The 17,612-nt window shown below is 63.8% G+C and carries 18 protein-coding genes and 1 pseudogene; 10 read left to right on the top strand and 9 right to left on the bottom strand.

The window, feature by feature from the left end:
- Positions 1-26 precede the first annotated feature (26 nt).
- The 4 genes and pseudogenes from E2I15_RS03445 to E2I15_RS03460 all read right to left on the bottom strand — a co-directional run.
- Positions 27-1,169, bottom strand: a complete 1,143-nt coding sequence (locus E2I15_RS03445) for a beta-keto acid cleavage family enzyme (protein WP_246668426.1) — start codon at positions 1,167-1,169, stop codon at positions 27-29.
- Between the two features lie 81 nt (positions 1,170-1,250).
- The gene (locus tag E2I15_RS03450) at positions 1,251-1,640 is read right to left on the bottom strand and encodes a VOC family protein (RefSeq protein WP_016840565.1); all 390 of its coding nucleotides are present in this window, start codon (positions 1,638-1,640) and stop codon (positions 1,251-1,253) included.
- A 287-nt stretch (positions 1,641-1,927) separates the two neighbouring features.
- Positions 1,928-2,332, bottom strand: a complete 405-nt coding sequence (locus E2I15_RS03455) for a DUF2059 domain-containing protein (RefSeq protein ID WP_137483470.1) — start codon at positions 2,330-2,332, stop codon at positions 1,928-1,930.
- A gap of 124 nt (positions 2,333-2,456) precedes the next feature.
- Positions 2,457-3,638, bottom strand: a pseudogene (locus E2I15_RS03460) (OpgC domain-containing protein); the annotation flags it as partial.
- A gap of 333 nt (positions 3,639-3,971) precedes the next feature.
- Here E2I15_RS03460 and E2I15_RS03465 point away from each other — a divergent pair.
- Complete coding sequence (locus E2I15_RS03465) at positions 3,972-4,958, top strand: AraC family transcriptional regulator (RefSeq protein ID WP_170991803.1); 987 nt, start codon at positions 3,972-3,974, stop codon at positions 4,956-4,958.
- A 136-nt stretch (positions 4,959-5,094) separates the two neighbouring features.
- On the opposite strand, the gene E2I15_RS03470 is transcribed toward E2I15_RS03465, so the two are convergent.
- On the bottom strand, positions 5,095-6,300 hold the full coding sequence (locus E2I15_RS03470; protein ID WP_137483466.1) for an ABC transporter substrate-binding protein: 1,206 nt from the start codon (positions 6,298-6,300) through the stop codon (positions 5,095-5,097).
- A 185-nt stretch (positions 6,301-6,485) separates the two neighbouring features.
- Between E2I15_RS03470 and E2I15_RS03475 the strand changes: the two genes are divergently transcribed.
- Both E2I15_RS03475 and E2I15_RS03480 read left to right on the top strand, forming a co-directional pair.
- A complete protein-coding gene (locus E2I15_RS03475; RefSeq protein ID WP_137483465.1) occupies positions 6,486-7,250 on the top strand; it encodes a FadR/GntR family transcriptional regulator in 765 nt (254 codons plus the stop codon).
- Positions 7,251-7,314: 64 nt separating this feature from the next.
- Positions 7,315-8,928: an acyl-CoA synthetase gene (locus E2I15_RS03480; RefSeq protein WP_137483464.1), complete on the top strand. Its 1,614-nt coding sequence runs from the start codon at positions 7,315-7,317 to the stop codon at positions 8,926-8,928.
- 5 nt (positions 8,929-8,933) lie between these two features.
- Here E2I15_RS03480 and E2I15_RS03485 read toward each other — a convergent pair whose 3' ends face one another.
- Positions 8,934-9,842 carry a DUF3313 domain-containing protein gene (locus E2I15_RS03485; RefSeq protein ID WP_137483463.1) on the bottom strand — a complete coding sequence of 303 codons (909 nt, stop codon included), beginning with the start codon at positions 9,840-9,842 and terminating at the stop codon, positions 8,934-8,936.
- Between the two features lie 205 nt (positions 9,843-10,047).
- Between E2I15_RS03485 and E2I15_RS03490 the strand changes: the two genes are divergently transcribed.
- The 7 genes from E2I15_RS03490 to E2I15_RS03520 all read left to right on the top strand — a co-directional run bounded on the left by E2I15_RS03490 (position 10,048) and on the right by E2I15_RS03520 (position 15,586).
- On the top strand, positions 10,048-10,794 hold the full coding sequence (locus E2I15_RS03490) for a response regulator (RefSeq protein ID WP_137483462.1): 747 nt from the start codon (positions 10,048-10,050) through the stop codon (positions 10,792-10,794).
- Positions 10,794-12,131 carry an ATP-binding protein gene (locus E2I15_RS03495; protein ID WP_137483461.1) on the top strand — a complete coding sequence of 446 codons (1,338 nt, stop codon included), beginning with the start codon at positions 10,794-10,796 and terminating at the stop codon, positions 12,129-12,131. Before E2I15_RS03490 ends, E2I15_RS03495 begins: the two co-directional genes overlap by 1 nt.
- A gap of 338 nt (positions 12,132-12,469) precedes the next feature.
- Complete coding sequence (gene secE, locus E2I15_RS03500; RefSeq protein ID WP_016840554.1) at positions 12,470-12,661, top strand: preprotein translocase subunit SecE; 192 nt, start codon at positions 12,470-12,472, stop codon at positions 12,659-12,661.
- Positions 12,662-12,681: 20 nt separating this feature from the next.
- Entirely contained in the window at positions 12,682-13,215 is a 534-nt protein-coding gene (gene nusG / locus E2I15_RS03505) for a transcription termination/antitermination protein NusG (protein ID WP_016840553.1), read from the top strand.
- A gap of 131 nt (positions 13,216-13,346) precedes the next feature.
- Positions 13,347-13,775: a 50S ribosomal protein L11 gene (gene rplK, locus E2I15_RS03510; RefSeq protein WP_011088164.1), complete on the top strand. Its 429-nt coding sequence runs from the start codon at positions 13,347-13,349 to the stop codon at positions 13,773-13,775.
- Positions 13,776-13,781: 6 nt separating this feature from the next.
- The gene (gene rplA / locus E2I15_RS03515; protein ID WP_137483460.1) at positions 13,782-14,474 is read left to right on the top strand and encodes a 50S ribosomal protein L1; all 693 of its coding nucleotides are present in this window, start codon (positions 13,782-13,784) and stop codon (positions 14,472-14,474) included.
- Between the two features lie 155 nt (positions 14,475-14,629).
- Positions 14,630-15,586 (top strand): 2-hydroxyacid dehydrogenase, encoded by a 957-nt coding sequence (locus E2I15_RS03520; protein ID WP_137483459.1) that lies wholly within the window; start codon positions 14,630-14,632, stop codon positions 15,584-15,586.
- An 8-nt stretch (positions 15,587-15,594) separates the two neighbouring features.
- Here the strand turns inward: E2I15_RS03520 and sigJ are convergent, their stop codons facing one another.
- Genes sigJ through E2I15_RS03535 form a run of 3 tightly spaced genes read right to left on the bottom strand, consistent with a single transcriptional unit; the run spans position 15,595 to position 17,315 of the window.
- Positions 15,595-16,479 (bottom strand): RNA polymerase sigma factor SigJ, encoded by an 885-nt coding sequence (gene sigJ, locus E2I15_RS03525; protein WP_137483458.1) that lies wholly within the window; start codon positions 16,477-16,479, stop codon positions 15,595-15,597.
- Entirely contained in the window at positions 16,457-17,002 is a 546-nt protein-coding gene (locus E2I15_RS03530; protein WP_137483457.1) for a hypothetical protein, read from the bottom strand. Before E2I15_RS03530 ends, sigJ begins: the two co-directional genes overlap by 23 nt.
- Positions 16,995-17,315 (bottom strand): hypothetical protein, encoded by a 321-nt coding sequence (locus tag E2I15_RS03535; RefSeq protein WP_137483456.1) that lies wholly within the window; start codon positions 17,313-17,315, stop codon positions 16,995-16,997. The genes E2I15_RS03530 and E2I15_RS03535 overlap by 8 nt, the downstream gene beginning before the upstream one ends.
- Positions 17,316-17,612: the final 297 nt, after the last annotated feature.

Below are 17,612 nucleotides of genomic sequence, written 5' to 3' on the forward strand. Positions count from 1 at the left end.
GTGGAATGCGGGACCCGTAGCACGGTCTATTCGGCGGCCACCTGTGTCGGCGGCACCATGCAGTAGGCCATCGGATGGGAATCGCCGCCGGTCTTTGCGACCGCCTTCTTGCCGTCGGTCTCCCACACCAGGAACCCGGTCTGTCCGTCCTTGCGGGTAGGCGGCAGGCCGAGGTTGTGCAACGTCTCCTCGACGCTGTCATACCAGACGCCGATCTTCATGATCTGGCGAGCTTCCTCCGCGGTTGCGACCTTGCGACCGAACTCCTTGCATATCCGCACGGCACCTTCGATCTGCTGCACGGTGGTCCGGCGCTTCTTGTCCGGGCCCCACAGATTGTCCTCATTGCCGACGCGCACGTGCTGCCCGAGCACGATCGCCATGGTGGAGATCGGAATCAGGCCGCGCATGCTGGTCCAGAAAGTCGCAGACGCTCCCTGCGGGACCTGACGAAGGAATTCCATCCAGTGATAGGGATTGCGGCCGAGCGTACCGCCGCCATAGCCGGCAATCGCAAGGTTCATGGGCCCCATATAGACGCCGGCACGGATCAGCCGTTCTATAAGCTCCAGCTGATGGACATGGGCCGGGACGAAATACGGTTGAATCCGATTCTTCCGCAACCGTTTCAAGTGTTCGAGGTAGAAGGCCGGCCCAGCATCAACCCACATGCCTGCCCATGCCGCCTGGACCTTAGGGTTATTCTCGAGGTGGGTGCCCTTGATGTCGTCGGCTGACATCCAGGACATGATGTCCCACTGGGTTGTGCCGGTCGCGATCGTGACGCATTCCGGTTTTGGATCGAGCTCCGTCAACATGTGTCTCGTATCATAATCGAGCCATTTCGCCTTGGCGTCGGCCGACTTGGGAGCAAACGAGATCGAGCCGCCGACCTGCAGGATCATCTTGGGCACGGCCTGCTTCAGTCGGCCGATGAAGTAGTTGAACTGGTCGAAATCGATCGATCCGTGCCCGGTGGCGGGGTCACGCACATGCACGTGGAGCATCGTCGCTCCGGCATTGTAGCAGTCCACCGCGGCCTGAACCTGTTCATCCCACGTCACCGGGATGTCGGCGTCGCCGGGAATCCACTCCGGCCCATATGGGGCCGCGGTGATGATTAGTGGCGCCATGTTCTCAGGAAGAATCGAGTCGTCAGTGTAGTACATGTCCGTCTCCTCTATCGTGTGGTCGTTGCATTTCACTTCAAAACTGCGCCTCGCAGTTCGCTGCCGCGACAGGAAGGCTGTTCAGTCGGGTTCTGGCGGTGGAAATGCAGTGCGGTCCGCCTGCCAGATGGCAAAGCAGTTTCCCTCGGGATCCGTGAGCACCGCATACCAGCCGGTTCTGGGCACAGCTGTCTTGGGACGCACGATATGTGCGCCGATGCGCTGCGCCTCCGAAAGGGTGTCGTCCAGCGCGCTGACGGTCACGTAAGGCAGCCATGAACTCGGTCCGTCCGCTGCGCGGTAGGTCAGACCGCCCCCGAAGCTCTTGCCATTCGCCGGTTCGGTTTGAATTCGCCAATAGTCGACGCCCGGCGCCTTCTCGATCTGCCAGCCGAAAAGGCTGGCGTAGAACCGCGCGAGCTGCGCAGGAGCTTCGCCGTAGACTTCAAAGTGAGTCACCAGGCTGGTCATCGATCCACTCCCTCCATTGTTCGGCCGCAAGCCGTCGTCGCTGCATGTTGCGGCTCCCGACCGGAATACGTCGGGAGGCTAGCCGCGCTCTCCTATTCCGCCTCTTGCTATCTGCAACACACAAAGGAGCGCAGAAATCGTCCATCCCGCCTTGTTGAACTTGACCAACATTGCAGCCAACAACATCGCAAAGATCGTTATCGATGCAGGCAATTGCGGGCTTCTCGTCAGAATACCGAATAGCCTTTTCATGCCAGCCATCCGATTTTGATCAAACGAGCTCGGCGCTAAAGCCTGTGACCCTTCTGCCGTAGCGCTTCCGTCAGCCGCTGACGTAAATCCTCGCTTGCCTTGCGGCCGACGTCTTGACCGATCTGAGCGGTTTGCAGCGACATCGCAGACCACTTTTCGATTAGCTTTTGTCCTGCCGGCTGACGAAAGAAAGCGTCCATCTGGAACAATTCGTCGAGAGTGAAATTGGCGGCGTAGACGGCTGCCGCCTGCTCACGCATTTCATTGTAGTAGGGCGCATAGAGATCGCCGGCTTTGGTGACAATGAGATCGTAATCGCCTTCGAGCTCAGCTCTCTCTTGCGTGACCAGAGGTTTGATGCGGAACAGGATAGCAGGAAGCAGCGCCTTGTACTGATCCCCGAGCTTCAGGGTAACCACCAGGCTTCTCGCCACCGTCATTGCGTCAGGCGGCGGTGTTTGTGCGGACGTGGTCAAAGTCAAACCAAGAAGAATGCCGCCGATGACCAATGAATGTCTGGGCATGGAAAACCCCGCAAGGTTGTGTATTCCAAGCAATCGTCGCCTATTGAGCTGCAACTTGCGCCCCCTCGACGATGGTTTCTCCGACCTCGATCGCGGGTTGGCTACCCTCTGTCACACGGATAAACAGGTCGGGCACTTTTGCCGCGCGGTCCAGAAACCAAGCTATGACCACCATGATCAGAACGCCGGCGAAACTAACCGCAACCTGCTCCCAGGCACCCTTGGTGTACTGCGTCAGAATCCAATGCGCCGAAAATGACAGCAGCACGCCGATACAGAAGATCGGCAGGGAATGCTGACCGCAAAGTATCGTCGGGTGCAGCCATTTTGATTTCAACGGCTTCCACTCGGGTGAGATAAAGAGTGTGACGACGGTGGCGAGCGCCAGGAAGTGCGTGAAGCGCAGCATGTCGAGGTCGGTCTTGTCGATGGGATAGATCGCCTTGACCATCCATTTCGGGATCAGCGACTCGAGGAATGCGCTGTGCCAGGTCATGACGATGACAAAGGCGAACAATATCCAGGCCACGGCTATCGTGAGCGCGGTCTTCGACCACACCCATTTCGAGTACTTGGCGATTTCTCCATGCCCGCACCAGGCGGCGAACACGAACAGGAGCTGCCAGCAGAACGGATTGAAGTACCAGGTCGTGCCCGGCGGATAGGATGCGATGTTCCAGTCGAACAGCCGCGACAGGACATAGAGCACCACGGAACCGGCCAGGGTGAGGTTGGGACGGCGCACCAGGCACCAGACCATGAAGGGCGCTGCGAGCACCAGCGTAATGTAGAGCGGCAGCACGTCGAGATTGACCGGCTTGTACCGCAAGGTAATCGCCTGCTGAATCAGCACGTCTGGATGCTGAAGGAAGTTGAACACGTTGAATTCGTTTTCGTACATTGGATTGTCGAACCGCCGCGCGGTGCGCGCGATCTGCGCCGTAAAGATCAGAAACAGCATGATATGCGCGACGTACATCTGAGCTGCTCGCTTCCACAGACGTTTCATCGCCGCCGCGAACTGGCCACCGCGAACAATCGGGGTATAAATCCATCCGACCAGATAGCCGGAAATAAAGACGAAGAATTCAGCGGCGTCGCTGAATCCATAATTTCGCAACGTCAGCCACGACACGACGTCGTGGGGGATGTGATCGAGAAAGATCATCCACAGTCCGATTCCGCGAAAGAAATCGAGCCGAAGATCGCGTTCGACGGGGGCGAAAGAGCTAAGGAGTTCCGGTTAAGCATGTCACGCTCCATTTGCTGGATGACGCGCCATTGCGCTGTGACGCTTCTCGAACGCGTCGTGAGCAAACTGCCCGAGCGGGCCTCCCGCAAATGCCAGCGGCATCGCGCACGCTCGGTCGCGAGCTGTATCTGAGGCGCCCGGCCTTGCACCCGAAATACCCATGCCAAACTCATTATAAAATGACGTCTTGGTCTGACATGTTGATCGAGATCAACTCGCGCCGCTTGTTATTTTGCGACATGTCTCATGTCTCGTGTCCCCGGGGTGGAGCTAATCCGTGGGCGTCAAGCCGAGGTGCGACCAATGGAAGGGCGACAACGCGTCGGAGCTCTGGTCGAGCTTCCCCAGGTCTTGCGAGAACTGGGCAAGGATCCCGCAGGCGTCATCGCGGGCGCGGGCATCAATCCCGACCTGCTGCGCAACCCCGAAAACTCGATTTCATTCATCGAATTGGGCCGGCTCATCGAGGCTGGCGTAGCTGCGACGGGATGCCAGCATTTCGGATTCCTCGTCGGGCAGCGGTCAGGGACCGCCAGCCTTGGGCTCGTCGGGCGACTGATGCATACTGCTCCGACGCTCAAGGATGCGATCCTGGACCTCTGCATCAACCAGCGACGCTATGTGCGCGGCGCAGTTACTTATCTTGTGATCCAGGACGACGTCGCTTTTTGGGGGTATGCCGTGCACTATCCGGGTGTGCAGGCCGTTGACCAGATCAGTGACGGAGCGATCGCGATCGGGTTCAATATGATGAGGGAGTTGGTCGGTGCGGCGCCCGAAGAGGTGCGCACCTCTCGTCGAACCCCAAGCAACGTTGAACCCTATCGCCGTTTCTTTGGATTCGCTCCTCGATTTGATGCAGAGCAGCATGCGCTGGTGTTTCCGGCCAGTCTTCTCGACCGTCCTGTTCGCGGTGCAAACGGGGAGCTGCGCCGAATACTGGAGAAGTCCATCGCCGCTTATTGGGCCGTCGAACAACCCTGCGTCACCGACACGGTTACCCGCATGCTGCGCGCAAGGGTGATATTTCCAGACGTCTCATTGGAAGAGGTCGCTAGCGAACTGTCGGTACGACCCCGGACGCTGAACCGCCGGCTGCAGGCGGAGGGCAAGAGCTTTCGCGAACTGGTGAACCAATCACGGTTCGAAGTTGCGCGCCAATTGCTCGCAGGCACGCGGATGGATATCACCGACATCGCGCTCGCGCTCGGCTACGCTGAGCTGAGCGGCTTCAGCCATGCCTTTCAGCGCTGGTCCGGCGTGGCGCCCAGCGAATGGCGGAGCAACTGATTGGCTTTGGCCCAATCCGGTTCTTGATGTGGTTTATATGTTGAACTCGGAGCGAAACGCTGCCCCCCGCGAGCAAACAAGCCGTAAGAGAGCCGCATCTGGCCGAGGTCCTGGACACCGGCCATGATCATTTGACCTATTTGATGAGCGGGCAGCCGCCGTCCTTGAGCGGTCGGAACGCCTGGTCGCCGGGCACTTCGGCGAGCACCTTGTAGTAATCCCACGGCGCCTTCGATTCCTCGGGCTTCTTGACCTCGAACAGGAACATCGAGTGCACCATGCGGCCGTCCTCGCGCACCACGCCGTTGTCGGTGAAGGCGTCGCGGACCGGGGTCGCCCGCATCTTGGCCAGCACCGGCCTGGTTTCCTTGGTGCCGGCGGCCTTCACCGCGTTGAGGTAGTGCAGGGTGGCGCTGTAGGTCGCGGCCTGGTTCATCGTCGGCATCCGCTTCATGCGCTCGAAGAAGCGCTTGCCGAAGGCGCGGGTGCGGTCGTTGAGATCCCAATAGTAGGCCTCGGTGATGATCAGGCCCTGCGCGAGCTTGAGCCCGAGGCTGTGGATGTCAGAGATGAACATCACGATGCCGGCGAGGTTCTGCCCGCCCGCGACGATGCCGAATTCGGAGGCCTGCTTGATGGTGTTGATGGTGTCGGCGCCGCCATTGGCCATGCCGATGATCTTGGCCTTCGAGGCCTGGGCCTGCAGCAGGAAGGACGAGAAGTCCGGCGTGTTGAGCGGATGCCGCGCGCTGCCGAGCACCTTGCCGCCGGCGGCGCGGACCACGTCCCCGGTGTCGCGCTCGATCGAATGGCCGAACAGATAGTCGGCGGTGATGAAGAACCAGGTGTCGCCGCCGTTCTTCACGATCGCGCTGCCGACGGTGTGGGCGTTGGCGTAGGTGTCGTAGGTCCAGTGCAGCGTGTAGGGCGAGCAGGACTTGCCGGTGATGTCGGAGCTCGCCGCATCCGTCACGATCATGATCTTCTCGAACTGCTTCGACATCTCCATGCCGGCGAGCGCGGTCGCCGAGGTCGGCATGTCGACGATCATGTCGACATTCTCGGCCTCGTACCATTTGCGGGTGATGGTGGCGGCGACGTCGGCCTTGTTGAGGGCGTCGGCGGTGACGAGCTCGATCGGCTTGCCGAACATCGACCCGCCGAACTCCTCGATCGCCATCTTGGTGGCCTCGACATTGCCGGCGCCGCCGATGTCCGAATAGACCGACTGGAAATCCGTGAGCACGCCGATCTTGAGCGGCGCCTGCTGCGCGTGCGCCGGCCCTGCCAGCACGGCCGCGATCAGGCCGGCGGCGGACAGACTCGTGACGATGGATTTCATGATGTTGTGCCTCCCCGAGGTGTTCTTATCAGTTTGTCCGACAAAGCTAGATTTGCTCGGTTCCGGTGTCAATTCCGGCTGCCTGGGTGCGACAATCAGGCCGAATATTGCTCGTTTGACGCCCCAAAAGCCTTCGCCTATCCTTTGTCCGACAAACGACAATCGGGAGTCCGGGGGAGCTGAAGATGCCCACCACGCCGCTGTTCCGGCGCATCGATGTCGCGCCGGCCTATCAGAAGGTCGCCGACGCGATCGAACGCGAGATCATCAACGGCCGGATCAAGCCGGGCGAGCCGATCGGCACCGAGCAGCAGCTGGTTGCGCAGTTCGGCGTCAACCGCTCGACGGTGCGCGAAGGCATTCGCGTGCTCGAGGAGGGCGGGCTGATCCGCCGCGATTCCAGCCGGCGGCTGCAGGCCTGCCTGCCGCGCTACAACAAGCTCGCCACGCGACTGTCCCGCGCGCTGATCCTGCACGAGGTGACGTTCCGCGAATTGTTCGAGACCTCGATGACGCTGGAGGTCGCGAGCGTCGAGGGCGCGGTGGAGCGCGCCACCGAGGAGAACATCGCCGAGCTCGCCGGCAATCTCGAGCGCAGCGCAGCTGTCGTCGGCAATCCCGCTGCGCTTGCCGAGCTCGATGCGGAATTCCATGTGCTGATGGCCAAGGCCTCGCAGAACCGCGTGCTGCAGCTGGCGCGCGAGCCCGCCGCGCAACTGTTCTTTCCGACCACCGAGATGATCGTGGGCGGCGTGCCGGAGGGCGGCGCGCGCCTCGTCGAGGCGCACCATCATCTGCTCGACGCGATCATGCGGCGCGACAAGGAGGCCGGCGTGCTGTGGACGCGGCGGCATTTGCAGGACTGGCGGCGCGGCTTCGAGAAGATCGCCTCGCTCGATCGCTCGGTCGAGCACACCTACATGGAACACGCTTACGCCGCCCGGCAATAGCGACGGCGCGGCCAAGGCAAGACGCAAACAAGACAACGACAACAAGCACATTCGGGAGGGACAAATGAGCGGAGACATCGCAGCAACTATCCAGCGCGCCCGCGAGCACAGCATCGGCGATCTGTTGCGCCGGTCGGCGAAGCGCTACCCCGGCAAGACCGCGCTGATCTGCGGCGAGCTGAGCTGGAGCTTTGCGGAGATGGACGCGATCTGCAATCGGCTCGGCCGCGGCCTGCTCACGCTTGGCGTTGCGAAGGGCGATCGCGTCGCGGTGCTGTCGCGCAACTCGCACGGCTTCGCCGCGCTGCGGTTTGCGGTGGCCCGGATCGGCGCCATCCTGGTGCCGATCAACTTCATGCTCAATCCGGACGAGATCAATTTCATCCTCGCCAATTCCGGCGCCAAGCTGCTCGCTGTCGGCCCCGATTTCGTGGAGACGGCGCACGCTGCGGCCGCCAAGGGCTCGGCGGTCGAGACCCTGATCTGGCTGCCGGGCGAGGATCCGGCCACCGCGCCCGACGGCATCACGACCTTCGACAGCCTGCTGCACAGCGACGCCTCGGCGCCGGAGGTGTCGGTGGACAGCCGCGATCCCGCGCAGATCATCTACACCAGCGGCACGGAGTCGCTGCCGAAGGGCGCAATCCTTACCCATGAAGCCGTCATGTGGCAGTATGTCAGCTGCATCATCGACGGCGGCATGTCGACCGACGACACGGTGCTGCACGCGCTGCCGCTCTATCACTGCGCGCAGCTCGACGTCTTCCTGGGGCCCGCGATCTATCTCGGCGCCACCAGCCTCATTACCGGCAAGCCGGTGCCCGACAACGTCCTGGCGCTGATCGCGGCCCACAAGATCAATTCGTTCTTCGCGCCGCCGACGATCTGGATCGCGATGCTGCGCTCGGGCGCGTTCGACCGCACCGACCTGTCGACCCTGCGCAAGGGCTATTACGGTGCCTCGATCATGCCGGTCGAGGTGCTGCTCGAATTGCAGCGGCGGCTGCCCGACGTGAAGTTCTGGAATTTCTACGGCCAGACCGAGATCGCGCCGCTCGCGACTGTGCTGACGCCGGAGGACCAGCTGCCGAAGGCCGGTTCGGCCGGCAAGCCCGCGATCAATGTCGAGACGCGGGTGGTCAGGCCTGACATGACCGACGTCGGGATCGGGGAGGTCGGCGAGATCGTGCACCGCTCGCCGCATTTGCTGTCCGGCTATTACAACGATCCGGTCAAGACCGCGGCGGCGTTCGCCGGCGGCTGGTTTCATTCCGGCGATCTCGCGACCGTCGATGCCGACGGCTACATCACCGTCGTCGATCGGGTGAAGGACATGATCAAGAGCGGCGGCGAGAATGTCGCGAGCCGCGAGGTCGAGGAGATGATCTACCGGCTGCCTTCGGTGTCGGAAGTTGCAGTGGTCGGGCTGCCCGATCCGCGCTGGATCGAGGCGGTGACCGCGATCGTCGTGGTCAAGGCCGGCGCGAGCCTCGATGCCGATGCGGTGATCAAGCATTGCGCGGCGTCGATGGCCCATTTCAAGGTGCCGAAGCAGGTCATCTTCGTCGACAGCCTGCCGAAGAACCCGAGCGGCAAACTGCTGAAGCGCGAGCTGCGGCAGCGCTATGTCGGCGGGACGACGCTAGATCAGGCGGTGCAGAAGAGCTTTGCCGGGTAGGCCGGCTATTGGCCGGCTGTCGCCGGCACCTTGTCGGACCATTCCGGCGGCAGGCCGAGCTTGCCCGCGGCCATGCCGATCAGGCCGGGATTGCGGCCGTATGCCTCGCAGGCCGCATATTTCGGCTTGCCGCCGAGCGTGGCACCGATCTTGTCGAATGACGGCAGCTCCGGCGGCTTTCCGAACGGCGTTGCGCCGGTGACGACGAGCTTGCTGAAATCGTCGCTGAACGAGGAGGCGAGGTCGTAGGCGTCGGCAGCGCTCGAAACCCTCGGCGAATTGGTAAACGAATTGGCGCCGCGAGCCCAGACCATCGCCGCTTGCTGGCGGCTGGCCGGATCACGCGCCTCGGCTTCAACCGTCAGGCTGCCGAGGCCGATCGGCAACCGCGGCACCGGCACGGGGACGTTTGCGCTAAGCGCGGTCGGCAGAAAGCCGAGCACCCTGGAGGCGCCCGCGGCGACCTCGTCGGTGGGAGCCGCGTGGGTGACGAGCGCGTGCGCGGTCAGGTCCGCCGGCTGATCGGCCGCAACGACTTCGAGCCGGTCGCTGAGGCCGACGCAGAGCGAACGGTCGATCGCGTTGGCGACCAGGCGCCGCTGCTCCTGCGACAGCATCGGCGAGGCCGCGTGCGCGAAGGTCGTCGGCACGATCCGCACCGTCTTGGCGGCAAGCACGTCGTCCTTGTTGACGTGAACCAGCGATTTCGCCAGCAGCCCGTCCGACGGCGTCAGCTTGTCATAGGATGCCAGCGATCCGCCTTTGGTCATCGGCGCGCTGGCGCAGCCCGACAGCAACGCGACCGCGACTGTGGCTGTGACGAGCGAGGATGTCCGATTGCACCGGCGATCGAGCCACACTGGGTCCGTGCCCTGCGCAGCAGCGGCAGGGTCCGGTAGAATCTTGATGTTCATGTCACCCCTCGAACGACCGCTCACCCCAGAAGCGATCGCGTGTCACGATAGAGGGGGGCCGCCCGGGTCGGGATTAAGAGATATTAAGTCAGATGTAGCTCGCGAAACCGCGCGACCTATTTGAGCCACATTTGGCCGTGCAGGCTTAACAAAACGCTATATTTGCGCGCTGCGCATTTGGGGCCGAGGCCTCTAAAATGCCGTGATGCAAATCCTGGAATATGACCTCGTGGCTTTCCCCGTCACCAACGCACGCATCCTCTGCGTCGAGGACGATGCCGATATCGCGCGCATGCTGGCCGAGGTGCTGCAGGACAACGGCTTCAGACCGGTGCTGGTCGGCTCGGCCGTCGAGATGGATACGCTGCTCAAGCGCGAGAGCTTCGATCTCATCGTGCTCGACGTGATGCTGCCCGGCGAGGATGGGCTGAGCATCTGCCGACGCCTGCGCATGTCGTCCACGATTCCCATCATCATGCTGACGGCGCGCGGCGAGGACATCGACCGCATCCTCGGCCTCGAGCTCGGCGCCGACGACTATGTCACCAAGCCCTTCAACTCGCGCGAGGTGGTGGCCCGCATCCGCGCGTTGTTGCGCCGGGTCGAGAGCGGCTCTGTGTCGCCGAGCCGGCCGCGCCCTTTGACCTTCGCCGGATGGCGCATCAATCCCACGACGCGCGAGCTGCATGACCCGGCCGGCGTCCGGATCACGTTGACCGGCGCCGAATTCGACCTGTTGCTGACATTCTGCCGCAATCCGGGACGGGTGCTGTCACGCGAGCAATTGATCGAGCAGGCCTTCGGCGGCCTGATCGCATCGGTCGAGCGCAGCGTCGACGTCCATATCAGCCGCATCAGGCAGAAGATCGAGCCGGATCCGAAGGACCGCTCGATGATCAAGACGGTGCGGCTCGGCGGCTACCTCTTCACGCCTGCGGTCGAGCAGATCTGATGGGATGGGCACAGCGGCTGATACCGCGCAGCGTCGCTGCGCAACTGATGAGCCTCGTCGCGCTTTCGGAGCTGATCGGCATCATGCTCGCGGCGGTGACCATCATCTATCTGTTCGATTCTCCCTCGATCACCGACACGCAGAAGTTTCTGGCAGGGCGGGTCGCGGAGCTCACACAGCTCGTGCGTTCGATGAAGACGCCGGCAGACGCGGATGAACTGCTGGCCGCAGCCAGGCGCGGCGGTCTCGACGTCAGGCGCGTCGCCTTGGGCGAGCTGATGCCTCGAACAACCGCGGAGACGCGGCCGTTTTCCATGCGAGCATTCCGGCAACTGGCGGCCGAGCCGGGAATTGAGTTGATGGAGGACCTGCGCCATCCGGCAGGCTCGTCGTCACAGGTGATCGTGAGGCTCGACGAGGGCCACGCGCTGATGGCCGACGTTGCGGTCAAGGGCGGCCTCTGGTCCACTTTGCTCCGTCCGGTGGCCGGGGGCGCGATCATCTTGCTGATTTCCACGCTGCTGCTGTCGGTCTATGCGGTGCGCTGGGTGATTGCGCCGCTGGCGGAGGTCGCACGCGCTGCGACCTCGTTCGGCCGCTCGCCGCGGACTTCCGAGGTGCTGCGCCGGCGCGGTCCGCGCGAGATCGCCCAGGTCGCGGACGCGCTGAATGACATGCGCACCCGTATCGCAGCACTGCTCGACGACCGCACCCGCATGCTGGCGGCGATCAGCCACGACCTGCGGACGCCGCTGACGCGGCTCAGGTTGCGCTCCGAGCGAGTGCGCGAAGACGCGCTGCGCACGGCGATGCTGGGCGATATCGCCAAGATGACGCGCATGATCAACGAGACGCTGGAGTATCTGCGCGAGGATGCCCGCACCGAGGCGGCGTCGTGCATCGATCTGCCGAGCTTTCTGCAGACGATCTGCTCGGACTTCGCGGATACGGGCCATGCGGTGTCCTATGCCGGGCCCGCGCGGCTGCCCTATGTCTGCCGGCCCCGCGCGCTGTCGCGCGCCGTCACCAATGTCGTGGAGAATGCGGTCAAGCACGGCAGCCTGGTTGTGGTGACGCTGCGCCGCGCGGAGGCCGATCACATCGAGATCGCGGTGGCCGACGATGGTCCCGGCATCCCGCCGGCGCTGCGTGACAAGGTATTCAAGCCCTTCTTCAAGGTCGACAGCGCGCGCCAGGACAGCGGCGGCTTTGGGCTGGGGCTGTCGATCGCCCAGGATATTGTCAAACGGCATGGCGGCAGCATCGCGTTGGAGCCGAGCGAGCCGAGCGGATTGCTTGTCTCGATGCTGCTGCCGCCGACGCCCGTCCTGGCCTAGAGGAGGCCAGACAGCGGTTGCGCTGCGCGACGGAAGCGTCGTCCTGCCGCCGGGTGCCGGCTAAGCCCTTGATTTGGAGAGGCCAATGCCCGATCGGCTCGAGCCGGGCAGGCGCCGGATGCGGCCCCGCCGACCTTGACGTTTGGCCGGTCTCGCAGTAGATACCCGGCACTCGCAGCCGGCCCGCTTTGAGGGCGGATATCCGGCGCGGCCTAATTCCCCGAACATTCGAGCTCGTTTATCGGCTCAACCTTCCAAACGAGGGCTGGGTCCGCAAGGTCGGCTGTTCGGATTCCTTGAAACGTTGCAATCGTCCGGTAACGGACGCGGATCTCACGATGGCTTTCAGCCCGTTCAAATTCCTGCAGGAAGTGCGCTCGGAGACCGCCAAGGTCACCTGGCCGACGCGCCGCGAGACGACCATCACCACCATCATGGTGTTCGTGATGGTGGCGCTGGCCTCGATCTTCTTCTTCGCCGCGGATCAGATCATCCGCTACCTCATCACCCTGATACTGGGCATCCACTGATGAGCATGGGAACTCAATTGATGGACAAGCGCTGGTACATCGTTCACGCCTATTCGAACTTCGAGAAGAAGGTCGCGGAATCGATCCGTGAGCAGGCCAAGCAGCGCGGGCTGGAAGAGCTGTTCGAGCAGGTGCTGGTGCCGACCGAGAAGGTCACCGAGGTGCGCCGCGGCCGCAAGATCGACGCCGAGCGCAAGTTCTTCCCGGGCTATGTGCTGGTGAAGATGAAACTGACCGACGAGGCGTTCCATCTGATCAAGAACACCCCGAAGGTGACCGGCTTCCTCGGCGCGGAAAACAAGCCGATGCCGATCTCGGAAGCGGAAGCCATGCGGATCCTGCACCAGGTGCAAGAGGGCGTGGAGCGTCCGAAGGCGTCGGTGTCGTTCGAAATCGGCGAGAACGTGCGCGTGGCCGACGGCCCGTTCGCCTCGTTCTCCGGCGTGGTGGAAGAAATCGACGAGGCGCGCTCGCGCGTGAAGGTCGCGGTGTCGATCTTCGGCCGCGCGACCCCCGTGGAACTGGAATTCGGTCAGGTCGAAAAGGTGGTCTGACCGGACGGCGCGGGGTATATGCCTCGCGTCAAGTAGAGAGGCCGTGGGAGGGAGGAGGCGGTCGCCAGCCCCTTCAACCGAACCACGGAACCTGAAACCGCCGGCCCTGTCCGGCACAACAGGAGTGATAAATGGCAAAGAAAGTGACCGGATACCTGAAGCTTCAGGTCCCGGCCGGTGCGGCGAACCCTTCGCCCCCGATCGGCCCCGCGCTTGGTCAGCGCGGTCTCAACATCATGGAGTTCTGCAAGGCGTTCAACGCGCAGACCCAGAAGGAAGAGAAGAACACCCCGATCCCGGTGATCATCACCATCTATGCGGACCGGTCCTTCACCTTCGAGATGAAGACCCCTCCGATGTCCTACTTCCTCAAGCAGGCCGCCAAGATCCAGTCCGGTTCGAAGGCGCCGGGCCGTGACAAGGCCGGCAAGGTGACCAAGGCGCAGGTGCGCGAGATCGCCGAGAAGAAGATGAAGGACTTGAATTGCGACACCATTGAATCGGCCATGAAGATGGTCGAGGGCTCTGCCCGTTCGATGGGTCTGGAAGTTGCGGGGTAACGGGCCATGTCAGTCGGAAAGCGTTTGAAGAAGGCCCGCGAGGGCGTCGATCGCGAGAAGCTCTACCCGCTCGCGGACGCCATCAAGATGGTCAAGGAGCGCGCCAAGTCGAAGTTCGACGAGACGATCGAGATCGCGATCAATCTCGGCGTCGACCCGCGCCACGCCGACCAGATGGTCCGCGGCGTCGTCAACCTGCCGAACGGGACCGGCCGTACGCTCCGCGTCGGCGTGTTCGCGCGGGGCGCCAAGGCTGAGGAAGCCAAGGCCGCCGGTGCCGATGTCGTCGGTGCCGAAGACCTGGTCGAGAAGGTGCAGGGCGGCGCGATCGATTTCGATCGTTGTATCGCCACGCCCGACATGATGCCGCTGGTCGGCCGCCTCGGTAAGGTGCTCGGTCCGCGCGGCATGATGCCGAACCCGAAGATCGGCACTGTGACCATGGACGTCGCCAACGCCGTGAAGGGCGCCAAGGGCGGCTCGGTCGAGTTCCGCGTCGAGAAGGCCGGCATCGTGCAGGCCGGCATCGGCAAGGCCTCGTTCTCCGAGGACAAGCTGGTCGAGAACGTCAAGGCGCTGGCCGACGCGGTCTCCAAGGCGAAGCCGGCGGGCTCCAAGGGCACCTACATCCAGCGCGTGGCGGTTTCCTCCACCATGGGTCCGGGCGTGAAGGTCGAGCCGGGCACGATCCTCGGCTGAGGTCTCTGGCCGTGACGGGATAAGAGGGGCGGGACCGGGCAACCGGTTCCGCCCTTTTGTTTTGCGAGAGCGTTTTCGCGCGAAATGGGTACCGGTTCGCGTGAAGAAAACGCCTCAGAACAACCAGCTGAAGCCTCTCGCAGGAAAGAAGAACAATGCCCGATAAGGTCCTGGTCTATTCGCGTTTTCCCAAGGCTCAACTGATCCGCTTCGGCGAGCGCTATGAGCTTCTCAACGCGGCAGGCAAGCGGGTGGACGAAGCGTTTCCCAAGACCGATCTCGCCGAGATCCGCGCCATGATCACCGCGGGCGGCACGGCGCTCGGCGCCGAGGCCATGGACATGCTGCCGAAGCTCGGCGCGATCGTCTGCTACGGCACCGGCTATGACGGCGTCGATCTCGCCGCCGCCGCCAAGCGCGGCATCGCGGTCGGTCACAGCCCCGGTGCCAATGCGGCGTCGGTCGCCGACACCGCAGTCACCTTGATGCTGGCGTCGGTGCGGCGGCTGCTGGTGGCTGACAATTACGTGCGGAGCGGTGACTGGGCCGGTGCAAAGCCGTCGCCGATGATGCGGCCGCAGGCGGGAATGCGCGGGCGCAAGGTCGGCGTCTACGGCATGGGCGAGATCGGTCGCAAGATCGCCGCCCGCGTTGCGGCCTTCGAGACCGAGATCGGCTATTTCAGCCGCTCGAAGCACGACGTGCCCTATCAATACTTTCCGACACTGGAGGCGCTCGCCGATTGGTGCAGCGTGCTGATGGTGGCCGTGCGCGCCGGCGCCGAGACCGAGCATGCGGTCAATGCCGACATCCTGCGCCGGCTCGGCAGCGACGGGTTTGTCGTCAACATCTCGCGGGGCTCGGTGGTCGACGAGACGGCGCTGATCGCGGCGCTGACCGACGGCGTGATCGCCGGTGCCGGCCTTGACGTGTTCGCCAGGGAGCCGCATGCGCCCAACGCGCTGACCGCGCTGCCCAACGTGGTGCTGTCGCCGCATCTCGGCGGCCATACGCTGGAATCGCACGTCGCCATGCAGGATTGCGTGCTCGCCAATCTCGACGCCTTCTTTGCCGGCAAGCCGCTCGCCCATCCGGTAGCGACGGCGTCCTGACCGGAGCTTCAGTTCCGGCGCGGCGCGTGGCGCAGCTTGTCCGGGTTGCGGACGACGTAGATCGCCGCAATCCGGCCAGTCTCGCCGTCGATCGCCATGCTGAGCGTGTGATCGACTTCGCCATCGAGGAAGATCAGCGCGCCCGCCCTGCCATTGATCATCATCGGTTCGACGCGAGCCTCGCTGCCGGCGTTCTTGCCGGCGATGCCGATGATGAAGCGGACGATCTTCGCTGCCCCCTTGATCGGCTTCAGCGCCGCCAGCTTGCGGCCGCCGCCGTCGGTGATCGCGATGGCATCCTCGCGCAGCAGGTTGGCGAGGGCGGAGACGTCGCCGCTGGCCGCGGCCTTGCAGAATGCCGTCAGCAGCCGTGCGTGGCCTTCGGGCGGCTCGACTGGCACAGGGCGGTTGTCGCGGACGGTTCGGCGGGCGCGCGCGGCGAGCTGCCGGCAGGCTGCCTCGCTGCGCTCGAGCGTGCGGGCGACTTCCGCAAACGGCCGGTCGAACACGTCGTGCAGCAGGAATGCGGCGCGCTCGAGCGGCGTCAGGGCGTCGAGCGCCAGCATCAGCGCAAAGGAGAGATCGTCGGCGAGCTCGGTTGCCGCCTCGGCGGACAGCGCCTCGTCGAACACCGGCTCGGGCAACCAGGCGCCGACATAGACCTCGCACTGGGCGCGGGCGCTCTTCAGCCGGTCGAGACAAAGCCGGGTCACCACCGTGACCAGGAACGCCTCGGGATTGCGAACGTCGTCGGCCGCGGCGAACCGCAGCCAGGCGTCCTGCACCACGTCGTCGGCATCGCCGCGGCTGCCGAGCATGCGATAGGCGAGCCCGGTCAGCCGCGCCCGATACGGCGCGAGCGGGTCGCGCTCAGGCCGCCTGCTTGATGACATCGATCTGATGGCCGGCTACGGTCACGCGGCGACACTCCCTGGCATATCCCAGCGCCAGCTTCATCATGGGGAAGATGCGCCCGATTTGTAGGGCCAAAGCGAGGTCGATCACGCCTTTTTCGCCCCAGCGCGCGCGAACCGCGTCGCGGCAGGCGTCATCGTCGGCCGAGCGTTGCACGATCGCCTTCGCGAAGTGGAAGCCGAGCGCGGTGTCCACGGTCATGGCGGGAACATCGCGCCGGAGCACGGCAGTGACCTGCTGTTCCGCCATTCCGGCTCCGATCGCCATGTCGACGACCAATTGCGCACAGGGACCGCAATCTTCCGCCAGAGCGCCGGTCAGCTTGGCGGCATAAAAGGCCTCGACCGGCGCGACCGCGCGGTAGGCAGCGGCCTTCATCGCGCCGGTGAATTTGAAGAACGCGGCGGGCGATTCCTTGAGCATGATCTCGAGGTAGGTGGTGTCGTAGCCGTAGCGCCTGGAATAGGCGCGCAGCATGCGGCGCGCGATGAAGCTACGCATGTCGGTCTCCTTGATTTGGCAGGGCGGAATAGAGGGCGAGCGCCGCGGGCAGGACGACCGCCGCCAGATCGGATGCGGCATGGCGGTCGTGGCCGCCGGCGATCATCACGAGGTGCAGCGCGCCATGGCCGGCCAGGAACGCGGCGCCCGCGACAGCTGCCGGCCACCACGCCGGCCACAAGGCTCGCGCCGCCAGGCCGAGCCCTGCCGCGATGAAGGCGATGCCGACGTCCTGGACCAAATGAGGGTTGAACGGACCGGTATCGGCGGCGCCGGGCACCAGCGACCACCAGAGGGAACCGGCTGACAGCATCACAGCCCATTGGCGAGGTTGAATAGGGCTAGAATTCCTGCAATCCATCGTTTCATGCGAGCCTCCAGCGCCCAGACGAGCGACGGCATCGGGGCGTGACGCCGTCCGGGAAGAAATTTTCTGCTGGGCCGGACAGATCGCCGAACTGGTCTGAAATTTGCTCTTGGCAAACAGGGCAGGACCGGCTACATAGCGCCTTCCGGGCGTGCTGGCACTTGCTGGCATGTCTGTGCTCGCATTCCGAAAACCTGAGATGATAGGAGATCATTCCTTTCCGCATGCCCGCAAGGATGCTCG

Origin of the sequence: Bradyrhizobium sp. BR2003 (assembly GCF_009720285.1) — a bacterium.
Taxonomy (GTDB): domain Bacteria; phylum Pseudomonadota; class Alphaproteobacteria; order Rhizobiales; family Xanthobacteraceae; genus Bradyrhizobium; species Bradyrhizobium elkanii.